This is a genomic window from Acinetobacter sp. CFCC 10889 (assembly GCF_003268395.1).
Lineage (GTDB): Bacteria > Pseudomonadota > Gammaproteobacteria > Pseudomonadales > Moraxellaceae > Acinetobacter.
In genome coordinates this window covers 77,632-94,576 of the sequence record NZ_LQXQ01000012.1, presented here as the reverse complement: position 1 = coordinate 94,576, position 16,945 = coordinate 77,632, and the positions used below count along the sequence as shown (strand labels likewise).

Here is a 16,945-nt window from a genome sequence, read left to right as displayed (position 1 = left end):
CAGATTTTGCTGCATACACCAACTTAAATTTCTGGATTATAAGTTGGTGCGGAAGGGGGGACTTGAACCCCCACGCCCGAAAGCACTACCACCTCAAGGTAGCGTGTCTACCAATTCCACCACCACCGCAGCTGTGACGCATTCTAGTAGCTTGCGTCGCAAATTGAAAGGTTTAATTGCAAAATTTGTATTTATTTTGGTGCAGTTGGTGAAGTTTCACCCGTATTTGACGGTATAGTAGGTGCAGGTTGTGAAGTTGTTTGCACTGTTTTTAAGCCATAAGCATCTGAAGTCTGTTTTTTTGCAAATACAGCCAAACTAATACTGGTCACAAAAAATAGTGCTGTCAAAATCGCAGTTAAGCGTGTTAAAAAATTTCCTGATCCTGACGCACCAAATACTGTCGCTGCACCACCACCACCAAAAGAAGCACCTGCATCTGCACCCTTACCATGCTGCACAAGTATCAGTACGATCATTAATACAGCTAAAATCATATGCACTATAAGCACAAAATTATGCATGCCGAACTCCTATTCTTTTGATTTTGCGAAAGCTTGAGCAATTTGATAAAAAGACTCAGCATTCAAAGAGGCACCACCAACTAGCGCACCATTAATATCTGCACACGCAGCCAATTCAACAGCATTTTCAGCTTTTACGCTTCCGCCATATAGAATTGCAATATTTGCACCTAGCGGCGTAATCTGCAATAGACCTTCACGAATTTTAGCATGCATGGCTTGAGCATCTTCAGGAGAGGCTGTTTTACCTGTTCCAATTGCCCAAATTGGCTCATAAGCCACAATAATATTGTTCCATTGCTCAGCTTTTACAAGTGCTGCAATATCACAAATTTGTTGTAAAACAACTTGCTCAGCTTGACCTGCTTCACGCTGTGCTAAGCTTTCACCCACACAATAGATAATTTTCATATCTGCATTTAAAGCATTTTTAACTTTTTCTTGCACAATTTGAACATTATCACCAAAAATTTCACGACGCTCAGAATGCCCAATTAAAACAAACTCAATACCGCTGTCTTTTAATAATTCTGCACTCACCTCACCTGTATAAGCACCTGTACCCGCCATACGTGAAAGATCTTGCGCCACACTAATAATTTTATTCGGTGCATCTGCAAATTGTTGCTGAACGGAAAGTAACGCAATTGCAACTGGTGCAACCCCAATATGACATTGCTGTTCAGAAATAGCATCTTGCTGTAATTGTTGCTTTAAATCTTGGATGAGTTGCTGCGAATTCGCTTGCATTGGGTTCATTTTCCAATTGCCGACAACCCAAGGAATAATCGTCGAACTCGACATACACTTAACCCTATTATCGAAAAATGTGCATATTCTACACGTATTTTTAAGGATTTATGTTTTTTCTTTCGCTGCTTATTTTAAATTTTGCGAATCAATACGGTGTAATATCCCATTTTTTGTAACAAAACGACCAATGACCATAAAATAGCAGCTTTATTTGTATTTTAAAGTGAAAAAAAACGGTCTAGCGCTTTAGCTTCATAGAATCTTTGGTTAATATAAATATTATTCAAAATACTTTAGGTACAATTTCAATTCTTTAATCTGCAATTTTAATTTATGGGGATATATTAAGTTGTTTTGAATCGAAGTTGCTGTTCACAAATGTACATATCAACAAAAGACCCAATAGAAGAAGTCTCGGATATTCAACATTGTGATAAAATTCTTAAGTATTGAAATTATAAAATAAATTAAAGGTGTATTGGGGATGGTATCACAACAAGGCACTCCGAAATTTTCGGGGTTTATTCGCCGTTTAGTCGATGATGGTGTTATTTCTGCACAGCAAATGCAATCTGCGTTAGATAGTGCCAAAAAAAATAAGCTCAATATTGTAGCTTATCTTATTGAATATACGAACTTAAAACCCCTACTTCTCGCAGAAACCATTGCGCTTGAATTTGCAGAACCTTTATTTGACCTTGATAGCTTTGATCCTGATCAATTTCCAAAAGAACTGATTGAAAGTGGCTTATTACATAAACATGTAATGCTACCTTTGGTTCAACGTGGCAATATTTTATATATTGCTATCAGCGATCCAACCAATATCGAAGCCTTAGATGCTGCACGTTTCAATAGCCGTTTAAATATTGAAGTCGTCATCGTTGAACATAATAAACTGGTCAAATATTTAGAAAAATATTTTTCTGAAGAGTCTAGCTTTGATTTTGATGGTGAAGATATTGATGTTGATGTTATCCCAACAGATGATGCAAATCCAACAGCAGATGATCAAGATGATGGAAAATCTGAAGAAGAAGCGCCTATCGTAAAATATATCAATAAGCTACTTGTTGATGCGATTCGTATGGGAGCTTCTGATTTACATTTTGAGCCTTATGAAAAGTCATATCGTGTGCGTTATCGTGTCGATGGTGTTTTAAGAAGTATCACCAATCCCCCTTTACAACTTGCGACACGACTTGCCTCACGTTTAAAAGTTATGTCACAAATGGATATTTCTGAAAAACGTATTCCGCAAGATGGTCGTATCAAACTTAAGCTTTCTAAAACCAAAGCGATCGACTTTCGTGTTAACTCACTACCAACCTTATTTGGTGAAAAACTGGTACTGCGTATTCTAGATCCATCAAGCGCAATGCTTGGAATTGATGCTTTGGGTTATGAAGAAGATCAAAAAGCATTGTTTATGGAGGCATTAGACAAACCACAAGGTATGTTATTAATTACAGGTCCTACAGGTTCGGGTAAAACAGTATCGCTCTATACTGGTTTAAACATTTTAAATACCGAAAGTTCAAACATTTCCACAGCCGAAGACCCTGTAGAGATCAACCTTGAAGGGATTAATCAGGTTAACGTCAACCCGAAAGTAGGACTCACTTTCTCTGTTGCATTGAAATCATTTTTACGTCAAGATCCAGACATTATCATGGTCGGGGAGATTCGTGATCTTGAGACCGCCGAAATTGCGATTAAAGCAGCACAAACTGGTCACATGGTCATGTCTACATTGCATACAAACAGTGCGCCAGAAACATTGACTCGTTTAAGAAATATGGGCGTTCCCTCTTTTAATATTGCAACTTCTGTCAACCTAGTTATCGCACAACGTTTAGCACGTCGTTTATGTTCACATTGTAAAGCACCTGTAGAAATTCCTAAAAACAGTCTCTTAGAAATGGGCTTTACTGAGCAAGATTTAGCACATCCTGAATTTCAAATTTTTCAACCAGTTGGTTGTCCTGAATGTCGTGAAGGCTATAAGGGACGTGTTGGGGTATATGAGGTGATGAAGATAACACCTGAGATTTCAAAAATTATTATGGAAGATGGTAATGCACTTGAAATTGCAGAAGCGTCAGCCAAATTGGGGTTTAATAATTTGCGTCGCTCAGGGCTGATTAAAGTCATTAATGGCTTAACATCACTACAAGAAGTTAATCGCGTTACTAGCGAATAAACAGAATACTAAAAAGGAATACAACTATGGCAGTCAAAAAAGCGCAAATGATGCCGACATTCATTTATGACGGAGTTGATCGTAAAGGGATTAAAATTAAAGGGGAATTACCTGCTCGAAATATGGCTTTAGCAAAAGTCACTTTAAGAAAGCAGGGCATTAACATTAAAACCATTCGAGAAAAAAGAAAAAATATCCTCGAAGGCTTAACGAAAAAGAAAGTAGGCACTTTAGACATCACTATTTTCACTCGTCAGCTTGCTACCATGCTAAAAGCTGGTGTGCCATTAGTGCAAAGTTTTGACATTGTGGCGGAAGGCTTAGACAATCCAGCGATGCGTGAAGTCGTTCTAGGTATTAAAGGAGAAGTTGAAGGCGGCAATACCTTTGCTGGAGCGTTAAAAAAATATCCTCAACATTTTGATAACTTATTTTGTTCTCTCGTTGAATCAGGTGAGCAATCAGGTGCATTGGAAACTATGTTAGATCGTGTTGCGATCTATAAGGAAAAAAGTGAACTCCTGAAACAAAAAATTAAAAAAGCTATGAAATACCCTATTACAGTTCTTATTGTAGCGCTTATCGTAACCATTATTTTGATGGTTAAAGTAATTCCTGTATTCCAAGAACTTTTTTCATCTTTTGGTGCAGATCTCCCTGCTTTCACCAAAATGGTCGTGAATATGTCCGAATGGATGCAAAAATGGTGGTTCCTTTTGATTCTTGGCATCGGACTGACTATTACAGCTTTTTTGGAAACAAAAAAACGTAGTAAAAAATTTCGTGATTTTCTTGATAGAAGTGCACTAAAAGCACCTATCTTTGGTGACCTTGTTTATAAAGCTATTATTGCACGTTATAGCCGAACCCTTGCAACAACTTTTGCTGCAGGCGTTCCCTTGATTGATGCATTGGAATCAACAGCTGGTGCAACCAATAATGTTGTTTATGAAGAAGCTGTAATGAAAATCCGTGATGATGTTGCAACAGGCCAACAATTACAATTCGCTATGCGTGTCACCAATAAATTTCCCTCTATGGCAATTCAAATGGTCGCTATTGGTGAAGAGTCTGGTTCTTTAGATGCGATGCTTGATAAAGTTGCAACACATTTTGAAAATGAAGTCGATAATGCTATTGATGGCTTAACAACCATGATGGAGCCTTTAATCATGGCAGTACTAGGTGTACTTATTGGTGGTTTGGTTATTGCTATGTACCTTCCAATTTTCCAAATGGGCGCAGTAATTCAATGATAGATATTCTTAACTATTTTATTACTACACCTAGTGCTCTTTATTTTGTCGTTGGTGTACTGGGTTTATGTATTGGTAGTTTTTTAAATGTGGTAATTTATCGTACACCGAAAATGATGGAGCAAGAATGGCAACAAGAATGTCAACTCTTGCTACATCCCGAACAAGCGATTATTGATCACAGCAAATTTACTTTGAGCACGCCTGCTTCAACTTGCCCAAAATGTAAATCACCTATTCATTGGTATCAAAATATCCCTGTGATTAGCTGGGTAGCTTTACGTGCTAAGTGTGGCACTTGCCAAAATCCAATTAGTATCCGCTATCCATTCATTGAAGTATTAACCGCCTGTTGTTCGCTTTTGGTTGTTGCTGTCTATGGTCCAACGCTTGCAATGCTGTTTGGCCTAGTTCTAACATGGACATTGATTGCTCTCACTTTTATTGATTTTGATACACAACTGCTTCCTGACCGCTTCACTTTACCTTTGGCTGCACTCGGTTTAGGCATTAACAGTTTTGCAATTTATACCTCTGCCACTTCTGCAATCTGGGGCTATATTATTGGCTTTTTATGCTTATGGGTGGTCTATTATCTATTCAAATTGATCACAGGCAAAGAAGGCATGGGTTATGGTGATTTTAAATTACTTGCTGCCCTAGGTGCATGGATGGGACCTTTCATGTTACCGTTAATCGTACTACTTTCCTCTATGGTTGGTGCAATTATTGGGATCATTTTACTCAAAGTCCGTAAAGAAAATCAGCCTTTTGCTTTTGGTCCTTATATTGCCATCGCTGGTTGGATTGCATTTTTATGGGGTGAGAAAATCATGAAAGTCTATTTAGGACAATATTAATCAAGGCAATAAAAAGGTCAAAAAATGAAGTTTATCTTGGGTTTAACTGGTGGCATTGGAAGTGGTAAAACCGCAGCAACACAATGGTTTGAAACCCAAGGCATTCAAGTCATTGATGCAGATATTGTCGCACGTGAAATTGTCGCCAAAGGGCAACCTGCTTTAAAACAAATTCAAGACACTTTTGGAGACTGGGTTATCCTTGAAAATGGTGAACTTGATCGACGTGCATTACGTGAACATATTTTCCAAGATCCTACGGCTCGTCACACTTTGGAAGCGATTACCCACCCTGCAATTCGCTTGTCCATTATTCAACAGTTACAAGCGGCTAGCAGTCCCTATGTAATCTTAGTTTCACCTTTGTTGTTTGAAACCAATCAGCACCAACTCACGCAACACACCTTATTGATTGATGCTTCTGAAGACTTACAAATTTTCCGAGCATCACAGCGTGATGAGCAAAATATAGAACAGATTAAAAATATTATTGCAGCACAAATGCCAAGACTAGAGAAACAAAAACTTGCTAATGATATTGTGTTGAATGATGGGCAGCTAGATCATTTATATGATCATTTAAAACCTTTACATGAAAAATATCTTAAAATGGCTGAATAATTTTCGATTGGGTATGACTGAAAATTCATAAGTTTTTAATTTATGAATTTCCTAACAATCACTTATGATTTATTTTTCTGCTGATCCAATTGTGCTTGCAAACTATCTTTACGCCCAAGCCAACGCCACGGTTGTAACGCCCCTATTCCCATCCCAATCAAACCGCAAACAATTGCCAAACTGAGTGGCTCACCCAATAGCGGCACAGCAATAATTGCTGCAATAAAAGGCGCCAAAGTCACGATACTTCCCGTCTGAAAAGCACCCAATCGTTTAATTGCCTCAACATAGGCTAATGTCGCTATAATCACCACAAAAACACCATGGAAAATGGTTTGCATGACCAAATGAGGCAAGGTCGCTTGATCTAAATGTTTTGGTAAAAATAGTAAATAAATCGGCACATAAACCAATGCTGACCAAATCGCCACACCTGCCATACTATGCCATGCAGACAATTTCCAATTTTTTAACAGGACAGTAAAAATTCCCCACCAAACCGCACTGAGAAAAAATAAAGCATCGCCAAAACTAAATGCAACACCTGTTTCTTGGTACATCAAATAACTCATGCCAGCAATGGCACTCAGCATAATTGTGAGACTGATCCATGTATGCTGATCAAAAGGTTGTTTAAATAAAAAGTAAGCCGCAAGTGCTGTACACAGTGGAATACAACCATTTAAGAAAATTGCCGCATGTGCAGCAGGCACATAATGGAAAGCACTATAAGACGTGAGACAATACACCACACCGCCGATCATCGCCAAAATAAAAGGCTCTTTCTTCCATAAAAAAGCCGTATCTTTTTTATAAATCAAAATTGGCATCAAAATACAAAATGCTAAACTAAAACGTAATGCAGTAATATCCCAAGGGCTGATATGCCAAATTGCATTAAGCCTTGATGTAATCGTAAAACCGCCCCAAATACACATTGTAATCGCTACAAAAACATAGCCTTGCGTGCGGGAGGTCATCATGATCTTTCTCGAGTTTTAACAATGAATAAAAAACAGCTTAGTCAGCTTGACGTTGACGACATGCCTCATACAGCGCCATACCTGTCGCAACGCTGACATTTAAACTTTGTAAATTTCCTGACATTGGAATGTAAACCGTTTGATCACATTGAGACTGAGTAATTGGGCGTAAACCTGTATCTTCCGCACCCATCACCACACACACAGGCGTACCAGTAAAGTCAAACTTCTGTATTGGTAATGCTTTTTCATCCAGCATCGTGCCTACAACACGAACATTAAAATCTTGTTTAATTTGCCCCAAAGTACGCGCCAAATTGGTTACTTGAATGAATTTGACTTTTTCAGCACCACCTGCTGCGACTTTACGTGCTGTTGGTGTCAGACTTGCTGAACGATCACGTGGTACAATGACTGCTGAAACTCCCATCGCTGCTGCTGTACGAACACATGCGCCTAAATTATGTGGGTCAGTAATATGATCTAAAGCCAACAATAAAGGTTGATGTTCAGTATTCAGCAATTGATCCAAGTCTTTTTCATTCAACACGGGATGCGGACGTACCGCTGCCACCACGCCTTGATGAAAAGGTAGACCAGCTAATTTTTCCAAAGTATCTCGACTGGCTTGTTGGATACTGATACCAAACGGCTCTGCCATCTGCAAGATATGTTGCAAACGTTGGTCTTCACGCCCTTTTAAAGTAAAAAGTGTTAAAACACGTTCTGGTTCCAACTCCAATAATGACTCAACTGAATGCACGCCATAATAATATTCGGGCTTCGCCATGAACGACCTCTAATAACTAAAATCGGGGGAGAGAAAAGAAAAATCCTGCAAAGCCAACTTTACAGGATTTCATGATGTGCTTAGTTTAACCGATTTAAGCTCAAAATACCTTGCTTATCTTCGATTGAATCAACTTCGCTTAACCTTCTAAATGACAAACATAGTCAAGTACGTCATCTGTTTCAATTTTGAAACGGCTATTGCCAGGTACATAAAATGACTGTCCTGCACGGAACAATTCACTTTCTGTATTGTCTGCAATTTTTACACGACATTCACCAGAAATAATTTCCATACGTTCAGGTACATGTGTTTCGAAAGTCAGTGCTTCTTCGCTTGGTAAAATAACCCCTAGTGTTTTTTTAGTCCCGTCTTCAAACTGTACAGTGTGGCTAATGCATAGACCACCAAAATAAACGTTTGATTTTTTTATCACTGATACATGATCAAACTGAGTAGGCATGCGTATTCTCCAGATAATGCGCATTGATATTATGTTGTTCAGCTTAGTTTAATTGCACTCCTCAAACTAATCAATCTCTTGTTTCAGCAAAATAATTCAACTTAAAATCGGTATTTTACTAAATATAAAATTATCTCGGAGAATTGGTATTTTTTACTTTAATTTACGCTAAAATAGCGAAAATTCTTCACCATTAGAATCTATTCTGACTTGTGACTAAAACAAAACTTGACTATCTTAGAACTGAACTTTTCGCAGCTTGGATGCGTGTATGCTGACACATTTAAATCTACTTAATTTTGCTTTGGCAGATAACCTTGCGATTGATATTGAACAAGGTTTTAATGTTTTAACAGGTGAAACAGGTGCAGGAAAGTCCCTTCTTTTAGATGCATTATCCGCATGTTTAGGTGAACGTACAGATACCAATTATGTACGTTATGGTGCAGAAAAAGCCGATGTTACCGCTGTTTTTAGCTACCAAGAGCATAGCCCTGAAGATTTATGGTTAAAAACCCATGAGTTAGATGATGAATCTGGTGAAATTCATTTAAGACGAGTCATTTTTGCGACTGGTCGTAGCAAAGCATGGATCAATGGTCGCCCAAGTAGCTTATCTGAACTGAAAGAAATCGGGCGTTTATTGGTACAACTCTATAGTCAGCACAGTCAGCAGCAACTTTTAGAGCCACCTTATCCAAAACATTGGTTAGACCGTTACAGTGATTTTCATCGTCCTGCACAAGATGTTCGTGATGCTTATAGTGTGTGGCAAAAAAATATTAAACATCATCAAGCCGCTTTAGATGCTCAAGCCACACGTTTGCAACGCATTGAAACCTTAGAGCTACAGCTTGAAGAACTTGAAGATATCATTGCAACTGACTATAAAGAGATTGAACAAGAATTTGATCGCTTAAGCCATCATGAACACATCATGCAAGACTGTAGTTATAGTCTAAATACGCTTGATGAATCAGAACAAAATATTACCCAAGAATTGTCTTCAATTTTACGCCGTATCGAATCTCACTCAGGACGCAGCGAACAACTTTCAGAAATCTATAATTCACTGCTCAATGCACAAAGTGAATTAGAAGATGCAACATCAAACTTACGTCAATTTATTGACCGTCAAAGCTTTGACCCTGAACGAATGGAACAATTAAACACTCAATTAGAAATTTTTCATCGTTTGGCACGAAAATATCGCACTCAACCTGATGAATTAAAACAACAATATGAAGACTGGCAACAAGAATTACAACAACTTCATCAGCTTGAAGATCCAGAAACTTTGGCTGAACAAGTGGAGCTTTCACAACAAGAATTTTTAAATAAAGCCCAGCATTTAGATGCAATTCGCAGAGAAGCTGCAATTCCGCTTGCCAAGCAGCTCACCGAGCAAGTAAAACAACTGGCGCTGCCTGAAGCATATTTTGAGTTTCGATTTGATCCTTTGGAGCAAGTTTCAGGTGAAGGTCTCAGCTTTATTCAACTGCTGTTTACTGCCAATAAGGGCATCCCTGCACAGCCACTCGCACGAGTGGCATCTGGTGGTGAATTGTCACGTATTGCCTTGATTATGCAAGTGATGAATGCTGAAAAAACTGAATCCGAAGTTTTAGTATTTGATGAAATTGATGTTGGGATCAGTGGTGGTACAGCCGAAATTGTGGGACGTTTATTGGCAAGTTTGGGACAGCATGTACAAATTTTATGTATTACCCATCAAGCTCAAGTTGCAGCTCAATCTGACCAACACTTATTGGTGAAAAAATTACAGACTGATCCTGCGAGCAGCACCATCATTAAACTTGAAGAAGAGCAATTAATTTTGGAATTGGCTCGTATGACAGGCGGTGTAGAAATTAATGAAACTACTTTGCAGCATGCCAAACAATTACGCCAATTAAAATTTCAACACGCTTGATTTAAATGCCTCTCCCAAATAAAAAAACCAGTGAACGATTCACTGGCTTTTATTTTGGATAATCAAAAAATTACCACTTAATTGGCTGCTCACTTGAACCTGGTGTCATGTCATAGGTCGGAGTAAAATTCGAACCTTGTGAACCATAACTTGCACTTGGTTGTAATTTTAAACCCACTAAAATTTCTTGACTTAAATTTTGCGCCAAAGTTTCTGCACTACTATTATCCAGATTATTATTTAACAGATTTTGTACCGAGTTTTTCGGTAAAGCACGGTTAAAAGTACCTGATGCGACCACTTTACTGGTATTGGCTTCAATCACACGCCATGTTAAACGTACTTGTTCTGAACCTTGATTTAAGCCATACATTTGTTGTGAACTTGCCGCTGACAAATCATTGATACGTCCAACCAGTAAATAATCCGCACCAACTTTTTGCCCAATACGTGCCATTTCATGTGGTGCACCATCCCATTGTAAAAATGCATTTTCATATTGCATTTCATCAATATAGTGGCGATCCAATAAACTTAGCTGACCTGACTGTGCTAAATGATTACCCAATGCATCAGCCAATTCCTCACTAAATTCACCTGCTGAATCAGACTGTGCTGAGCGATTATTTTTTTCATAGAACTGAAATGGCAACACTGCAATACGTCTTAAATGCTGATCCTTAACTGTTGATTCGTACTGTACAACATGTGCACGCACACGAGCACGATAGTTATTTTTTGAACCACTGACACTCAGCACTTGAAACTTCGTCACCGAACCAGAACCAACACTATCAACACTAAACACAGGAGAAACTTTACCTGAATAATTCCAATTGTTACCACTCATGGACATATTCACAGTTTCTTCAATATCTGCACGTGGTGAAATCGTTGCACCATTTACAGACTGCACAGCAACAAGTAATGCCTCAGAAATTGCCTGATGCTGTGTTGCACCGCTGCCCGATGCTTCTTTAACCACTTCTTTTAATGCAGCAAATGCCGATGAGCAAAGACCTGTTGCAAGTACTGCCGAAAGAATTATTTTTTTCATCATGATTGTGATCTCGTGCAACTGCTTGAAACAGCAGTTGCAACTTTATCAATTACAAACCAAAAGTAGAACGCTTAGATGACTTACGAATTTCTTTTTCGCTCGTCCATTCAACAATACCTGTTTGAATATTTTGCAATTTTAAAGTGAATTTATAATACACATCGCTCTTACCACCTGCATTTTTCACAATGCTTGATAAGTTACCGTTTAGCATATATTCAGCACCAATATGACCACCCGCTTTTACAGAAGTCGATTGATTGACCAAACCACTATTTTTTTGATAGTTCAATTGCTCAGCCATCGCATTTGCAGCGGTCATATCGACAAAACGGAATTTACCTGAGTTGATCAATTTATTTTGAATGGTGTCAGTAATAGATTCGGTATCAATATGTTCTTGCGTTTTGTTACGAATACGGTCAACAAACATCACTGGACGACGGTTTTGTGTCAATTGAACCACCACAGGGAAAGTCAACATGTCATCAACCATTTTGTCTGCGATCATTTGTAAATCAGTAGAACCAAAATCTTTGGTTAATGATTCAACTGCTTGTGCATCGCCATAACTCACATTAGTACTTGCACAACCTGTCAACACTGACGCAGCAAAAAGTGATGCAACAACAAATTTAATTTTCATGAATTTTACCCTAATTAATCATTCTTCAAATAAACAACAATATCGACAGCCGATGGATTTGGTGCAACAGATTGCACAGTTTTAACTTCACGACCTGTCAGTTGGATCGGTTTCCAACGTGAACCTTCTGGATTAATTTCCATACCTTGAGCATCTACCCATACGATTTTGTACTCAAAAGAACGGCTGACAAACCAACGATCTTTGATTGCCAATGACACTTTTTTCAAGTCACCAACATAAGTCATATTGATACGATCCACACCAACTTTGGTACTCAACACGGGGTTATTACTGATGGTTTTTACACTATATGTACCATCAGCCGCAGTTTGTGTAGACAATGAATTAGGTGCAGTACATGCAGCAAGACTAGCAGCAAGCACACCCGCAAAAATCAGTTTTGAAGCTATTTTCATAAATTTCTCAGTTTTTAAATTAATGATTTATCGCACTAACGCTGGTTGAAATTTTATTATTGACATCATTTACATACACAAAAACCGTTTGATTCGGATTTGCATCAACTTTGATCGTATCGCTCATTCCACCATTGCCTGAAATTTGTAAATTATGGCTACCTGGTTTGACTTCAAAACGTGCAATTTGTGTATTGCTTGGCAAGGTTGACCATGCTCTTAAGTCAGCACGTTCTGTGGCAATATTCATCAAGTTACCTGCAAGCTGCCCCAAAGCACCTAAATGCTGCCCTAACTGCTGCTGTGCCACAAACTTAGTCGTTGCCCGAACAATCTGACTTGATACAGTACCTGTCGTTCGCTCTTTTAACTCTTTAACAGCCAATGCACCAATATCATTTAGCACAAAACTTTGCTGCGTTTCACGATCACCCAAACGCACTCTTAAACTTTGTGGTACGGTATAAGTACTTGGTTCATACGTTGCAAAAGCAATATTAACAATACCGTCAGGCACAGGAATTGCCAGTTTATTTTCAATTTTTTTCGGAACAATGCCTTGCTCGATAAATACAACTACAGGTACAGTATCTTTGCTTTTTGCAGTCATACGATCCAAACGTTGCACATCTTTGGCGATATTACTGTCCGCTTGTAACTCATATGCTTTCTTATAATCAACCAAAGCGTCATTATATTCACCTAAAGCTTCCCACAAATTGGCTGCCATATAAAAAGCATAAGCATTTTGATAGGTATTTTTAATACGCCCTGCAATTGGATCCAAACCTGCAAATGCTTCGTCTAAATTATTGACCGCTTGTGCATTTTCTTGCTTGGCTTTTTCTTTTTCAGATTTTTTCTCTAATTCTTTTTCGTGATTAATTTCAATTTCACGCTGAATGCCTTGTGCAATACGCATTTCAACGGCTGCTGCTTCAGCATTTTTAAGATAAATATAATTCTTTGCTTGTGAAATATGCGCTAAAACCTGTTCATACGGAGGCACATCATACGGCACAATCGAATCATTACTCAGCATCGACAAAGCTTTAAAGCCCAAACGAGATGCACTCACTTTTGCTCGATTATTTTGTTTATCAAGTAATTCAAATGCTTTTTTATAGAGCTGACTACTTTCTTCGTATTGTTGATTGACCTGCAAAATACGTGCTTTTTCTAAGTGATACAAAATAGCATCCTTAGAATCCATTTTTTTATCAAGTGTTGCTGCAAATGCTGTTGGCATCGTTGCATTTAAACTACTTCTAAATGCTGCTCCCTCATCATCATAACTTCCGAAAACTCCAGCTTGAGAATTAAAGGAAACTGCCAATAAAATGAGTAATAATTTGTTATTTAAACGTTTCATAAGGTTGAAAATTAGAATTTTTAGTATATGAATCATACAAATTTATATGATTTTATTCAATAATTAAACATTTTTTAATCACATTCTTCATATTTCATCCATTAAAAACAACTAAATAATATTCTATATTTCTTCTAAATAGAGAGATTTATTGACTTTTTATGAAGAAAATATACATAGTGAAAGATTATTTCAAAGTTTTTTAAAAAGCGACTGTTTGATTAATTATCCATCAAAGCTTCATAATTTCAAATTAAGTCCTGTCCTTTTTTACATTATTCAGTATTTATTTTCCAATATCGTGCCACAATACAGCATAAATAAGTTATGGTATTTCAAAATGATTTCCATAATTTCATATAATTTTTTTAAAATAAGGAGCAGCCTTTCGGTGACTAAACAATATTTAAAACATCGTTGCCTGATTGCACCACCAGATTTGGCGGATGATTTTTTTTCACATACGGTGATTTATATTGCACGACATGATGATGATGGCGCTCAAGGGATCATTGTTAATCGTCCTACAGGCTTACAGATTAAAGAATTACTTACAGATTTAGAAATTGCAGCAGATCATGTGCATCCACATGAGGTTTTGCAAGGTGGTCCCCTACGCCCTGAAGCAGGTTTTGTTCTACATACAGGTCAACCGACATGGCATTCTTCGATTGCCGTGGGTGAAAATATTTGCATCACAACCAGTAAAGATATTTTAGATGCCATCGCACATAACGAAGGCGTTGGACGCTATCAGATCGCTCTAGGCTATGCCAGTTGGGAAAAGAATCAATTAGAAAATGAAATCGCTCGTGGCGACTGGTTGGTATGTGACTCCGATATGGATTTGATTTTTAATTTACCTTATGACGAGCGTTGGGATGCCGCATATCGTAAAATAGGTATTGATCGTACTTGGTTATCATCTGAGATTGGACATGCCTGATTTATCCCAACCACAACTTATTTTAGCTTTTGATTTTGGTACTCAAAAAATGGGGATGGCTGTTGGCTCATCACTGATTGAAAGTGCAACACCGCTCAGCTTATTTCCTATGAAAGATGGGATTCCACATTGGGAAGAACTGTTAAAAATTGTAAAACAACATCAGCCAAATTTATTTTTGGTAGGCTTACCTTTAAATATGGATGATTCTGAGTCTGAATTGTCCGCTCGTGCACGTAAATTTGCTCGCCGTTTACGTCATCAGACCAATATTGAAACCCTCATGGTTGATGAGCGCCTCACCACACGTGAAGCCAGAGACGAACTTGACCATTATCAAGCACAAGGTCGTGCTAAGAACTTAGCAGCAGATAGTGTTGCTGCGGCATTATTTATTGAAAGTTGGTATCGCAATCCTGAAGGTGTAAAACCTTAATTTATAAATCATTTATGTTTTATGTTTTATGTTTTATGTTTTATTATATTATCCATAAAAAATTGGGCGGTCACTTGACCCCCCAATTGCTTTGAATTTTAAATCAATTCAAATTATTTTTTAGCTGCTTCGATTGATTTCAATACTTCAGCTTTCGCCACTTCAGAACCTTCCCAACCAGTCAATTTAACCCATTTACCAGGCTCTAAATCTTTGTAATGTTGAAAGAAATGTTCGATTTGGTTGATCAACAATGGTGGAAGATCTGTATATTCTTGAACATCTTTATAAAGTGGTGTTAATTTTTCATGTGGTACTGCAACCAATTTCGCATCAATTCCACCATCATCTTCCATGTTCAACTTACCTACAGGGCGGCAACGAATCACAGAACCGTGAACTAGAGGATGCGGTGTAACAACCAATACATCTAATGGGTCACCATCTTCAGACAATGTATTTGGTACATAGCCATAGTTTGCAGGATAGAACATTGCTGTACCCATGAAACGGTCTACAAATAATGCATCAGAATCTTTATCTACTTCATATTTGATTGGAGATGCATTTGCAGGAATTTCAATAATTACATAGATGTCATTTGGTGCATCTTTACCCGCAGGGATATTGCTATAGCTCATAAGATACTCTTTTTCAGTGAAAGCCAATTTAAAATCGTGCTGATTATAACGCTAATTTAGCGAATTGGTGCGATTATACAATTTGCATGGTGTAATTAAATATGCCCGTGTTTGCAAATTTTGTTTTAAATCATTCTAATAATTGTAATCAATAAAAATATCGGACATGCCATCGACATAAACCAAATAATCGAACGCAATGTTGATAAGTTTAATAAATAGCAAATACCATAAATAACACGCAAAACGAGATAAGCAATCCCCATCATCATGGTAAAACTTTGTGGCACAACCATATATTCTGCCATCAAAATAGCAGCAATGAATAAAGGCAAGCTTTCAAAGCTATTTTGCTGTACAGCATTGGCACGTGCTGATAATCCTGTTGTTTTTGCTAAAAATTCACGTGGATTTTGATTATCACTACCTTTAAAACCACCTGTCACTTTGGCTAGAATGGTAAAAACATAAGGCAATAAACAGGCGATTAAAATTAGATATATGATGCCATTTATCCCAGACATGAATTTATTCTCATGAAATTTGCAAGTTGAATATCATAACACGTCAATGTTGTTATAATTTTCTCTTCATGCCGAGTTTTGCAAATATTGTGTAATGGAGAAATTATGCCACCTTCTGATCAACAGGATCTGTTGAATGTTTTAGAACAGCAACGTCAACAACTACAACAAGTCGATCGTGTGTTAAAAACTGTATTACCAATCGCTGCTTTTTTGCTCTGTGTGATTTGTGCTAATTTTAATTGGCAATCTACTTTAGGCACATTCATTATGCTAGTCGTGGCTTTTTATGCAGTGGGCATCAAAAAGATGAATCTTTATCTTTGGTTTGCCATCATCACGGTATATTGCTTGGTGGATATTTATTTGAGTTATTCAGGCTTTCCATCTTCAGCTATTGGTCGCCAACTTGGAACAATACTCACCTTTACAGCTATTCTAGGTTATGGTCGCCCCTACATTGACCAATGGTATTTAAAAAGTCAGGGACAAAATAAACTTTGACCAATAATATA

General features: G+C 37.7%; 19 protein-coding genes and 1 tRNA gene. 8 read left to right on the top strand and 12 right to left on the bottom strand.

All coding sequences use genetic code 11. The features are described from left to right. Positions 1–44: 44 nt before the first annotated feature. From AVJ19_RS06460 to tpiA, 3 genes are all read right to left on the bottom strand, one after another. A tRNA-Leu gene (locus AVJ19_RS06460) sits at positions 45–129 on the bottom strand. A gap of 62 nt (positions 130–191) precedes the next feature. Continuing rightward, positions 192–524, bottom strand: coding sequence for a preprotein translocase subunit SecG (secG, locus tag AVJ19_RS06455; protein ID WP_111858950.1), 333 nt, complete (start codon positions 522–524; stop codon positions 192–194). Positions 525–533: 9 nt separating this feature from the next. Then, positions 534–1,328 carry a triose-phosphate isomerase gene (gene tpiA, locus AVJ19_RS06450; RefSeq protein ID WP_111858949.1) on the bottom strand — a complete coding sequence of 265 codons (795 nt, stop codon included), beginning with the start codon at positions 1,326–1,328 and terminating at the stop codon, positions 534–536. Positions 1,329–1,761: 433 nt separating this feature from the next. Here tpiA and pilB point away from each other — a divergent pair, with 433 nt between their 5' ends. Genes pilB through coaE form a run of 4 tightly spaced genes read left to right on the top strand, consistent with a single transcriptional unit; the run spans position 1,762 to position 6,217 of the window. Then, positions 1,762–3,480 (top strand): type IV-A pilus assembly ATPase PilB, encoded by a 1,719-nt coding sequence (gene pilB, locus AVJ19_RS06445; RefSeq protein WP_111858948.1) that lies wholly within the window; start codon positions 1,762–1,764, stop codon positions 3,478–3,480. A 26-nt stretch (positions 3,481–3,506) separates the two neighbouring features. Beyond that, positions 3,507–4,736, top strand: a complete 1,230-nt coding sequence (locus AVJ19_RS06440) for a type II secretion system F family protein (RefSeq protein ID WP_111858947.1) — start codon at positions 3,507–3,509, stop codon at positions 4,734–4,736. Then, positions 4,733–5,596 carry a prepilin peptidase gene (locus AVJ19_RS06435; protein ID WP_111858946.1) on the top strand — a complete coding sequence of 288 codons (864 nt, stop codon included), beginning with the start codon at positions 4,733–4,735 and terminating at the stop codon, positions 5,594–5,596. Before AVJ19_RS06440 ends, AVJ19_RS06435 begins: the two co-directional genes overlap by 4 nt. 24 nt (positions 5,597–5,620) lie before the next feature. After that, the gene (gene coaE / locus AVJ19_RS06430) at positions 5,621–6,217 is read left to right on the top strand and encodes a dephospho-CoA kinase (protein ID WP_111858945.1); all 597 of its coding nucleotides are present in this window, start codon (positions 5,621–5,623) and stop codon (positions 6,215–6,217) included. Between the two features lie 62 nt (positions 6,218–6,279). Here coaE and AVJ19_RS06425 read toward each other — a convergent pair whose 3' ends face one another. From AVJ19_RS06425 to AVJ19_RS06415, 3 genes are all read right to left on the bottom strand, one after another. Then, positions 6,280–7,200, bottom strand: coding sequence for a DMT family transporter (locus tag AVJ19_RS06425; RefSeq protein WP_111858944.1), 921 nt, complete (start codon positions 7,198–7,200; stop codon positions 6,280–6,282). Positions 7,201–7,237: 37 nt separating this feature from the next. Beyond that, positions 7,238–7,990 carry a 23S rRNA (guanosine(2251)-2'-O)-methyltransferase RlmB gene (rlmB, locus tag AVJ19_RS06420; protein WP_111858943.1) on the bottom strand — a complete coding sequence of 251 codons (753 nt, stop codon included), beginning with the start codon at positions 7,988–7,990 and terminating at the stop codon, positions 7,238–7,240. A gap of 139 nt (positions 7,991–8,129) precedes the next feature. After that, entirely contained in the window at positions 8,130–8,453 is a 324-nt protein-coding gene (locus AVJ19_RS06415) for a pyrimidine/purine nucleoside phosphorylase (protein ID WP_111858942.1), read from the bottom strand. 271 nt (positions 8,454–8,724) lie between these two features. Here AVJ19_RS06415 and recN point away from each other — a divergent pair, with 271 nt between their 5' ends. Further along, positions 8,725–10,386, top strand: coding sequence for a DNA repair protein RecN (gene recN / locus AVJ19_RS06410; RefSeq protein ID WP_111858941.1), 1,662 nt, complete (start codon positions 8,725–8,727; stop codon positions 10,384–10,386). 70 nt (positions 10,387–10,456) lie between these two features. Here the strand turns inward: recN and AVJ19_RS06405 are convergent, their stop codons facing one another. The 4 genes from AVJ19_RS06405 to AVJ19_RS06390 are packed head-to-tail and all read right to left on the bottom strand — an operon-like array spanning position 10,457 to position 13,883. Further along, positions 10,457–11,443, bottom strand: a complete 987-nt coding sequence (locus AVJ19_RS06405; protein ID WP_111858940.1) for a CsgG/HfaB family protein — start codon at positions 11,441–11,443, stop codon at positions 10,457–10,459. Positions 11,444–11,495: 52 nt separating this feature from the next. Beyond that, complete coding sequence (gene lpoB / locus AVJ19_RS06400) at positions 11,496–12,092, bottom strand: penicillin-binding protein activator LpoB (RefSeq protein ID WP_111858939.1); 597 nt, start codon at positions 12,090–12,092, stop codon at positions 11,496–11,498. Positions 12,093–12,106: 14 nt separating this feature from the next. Next, on the bottom strand, positions 12,107–12,511 hold the full coding sequence (locus AVJ19_RS06395; protein ID WP_111858938.1) for a YcfL family protein: 405 nt from the start codon (positions 12,509–12,511) through the stop codon (positions 12,107–12,109). Positions 12,512–12,530: 19 nt separating this feature from the next. Next, positions 12,531–13,883 carry a COG3014 family protein gene (locus AVJ19_RS06390; protein ID WP_111858937.1) on the bottom strand — a complete coding sequence of 451 codons (1,353 nt, stop codon included), beginning with the start codon at positions 13,881–13,883 and terminating at the stop codon, positions 12,531–12,533. Positions 13,884–14,274: 391 nt separating this feature from the next. Here AVJ19_RS06390 and AVJ19_RS06385 point away from each other — a divergent pair, with 391 nt between their 5' ends. Together AVJ19_RS06385 and ruvX are read left to right on the top strand one after the other, a co-directional pair. Further along, positions 14,275–14,829: a YqgE/AlgH family protein gene (locus AVJ19_RS06385; protein WP_111858936.1), complete on the top strand. Its 555-nt coding sequence runs from the start codon at positions 14,275–14,277 to the stop codon at positions 14,827–14,829. Next, positions 14,822–15,265, top strand: coding sequence for a Holliday junction resolvase RuvX (gene ruvX / locus AVJ19_RS06380; RefSeq protein WP_111858935.1), 444 nt, complete (start codon positions 14,822–14,824; stop codon positions 15,263–15,265). Before AVJ19_RS06385 ends, ruvX begins: the two co-directional genes overlap by 8 nt. Before the next feature lie 113 nt (positions 15,266–15,378). On the opposite strand, the gene ppa is transcribed toward ruvX, so the two are convergent. Then, positions 15,379–15,906 carry an inorganic diphosphatase gene (ppa, locus tag AVJ19_RS06375; protein WP_065993797.1) on the bottom strand — a complete coding sequence of 176 codons (528 nt, stop codon included), beginning with the start codon at positions 15,904–15,906 and terminating at the stop codon, positions 15,379–15,381. 125 nt (positions 15,907–16,031) lie between these two features. Continuing rightward, positions 16,032–16,430: an MAPEG family protein gene (locus tag AVJ19_RS06370; protein ID WP_111858934.1), complete on the bottom strand. Its 399-nt coding sequence runs from the start codon at positions 16,428–16,430 to the stop codon at positions 16,032–16,034. 105 nt (positions 16,431–16,535) lie between these two features. Between AVJ19_RS06370 and AVJ19_RS06365 the strand changes: the two genes are divergently transcribed. Then, entirely contained in the window at positions 16,536–16,934 is a 399-nt protein-coding gene (locus tag AVJ19_RS06365; RefSeq protein ID WP_111858933.1) for a hypothetical protein, read from the top strand. Positions 16,935–16,945: the final 11 nt, after the last annotated feature.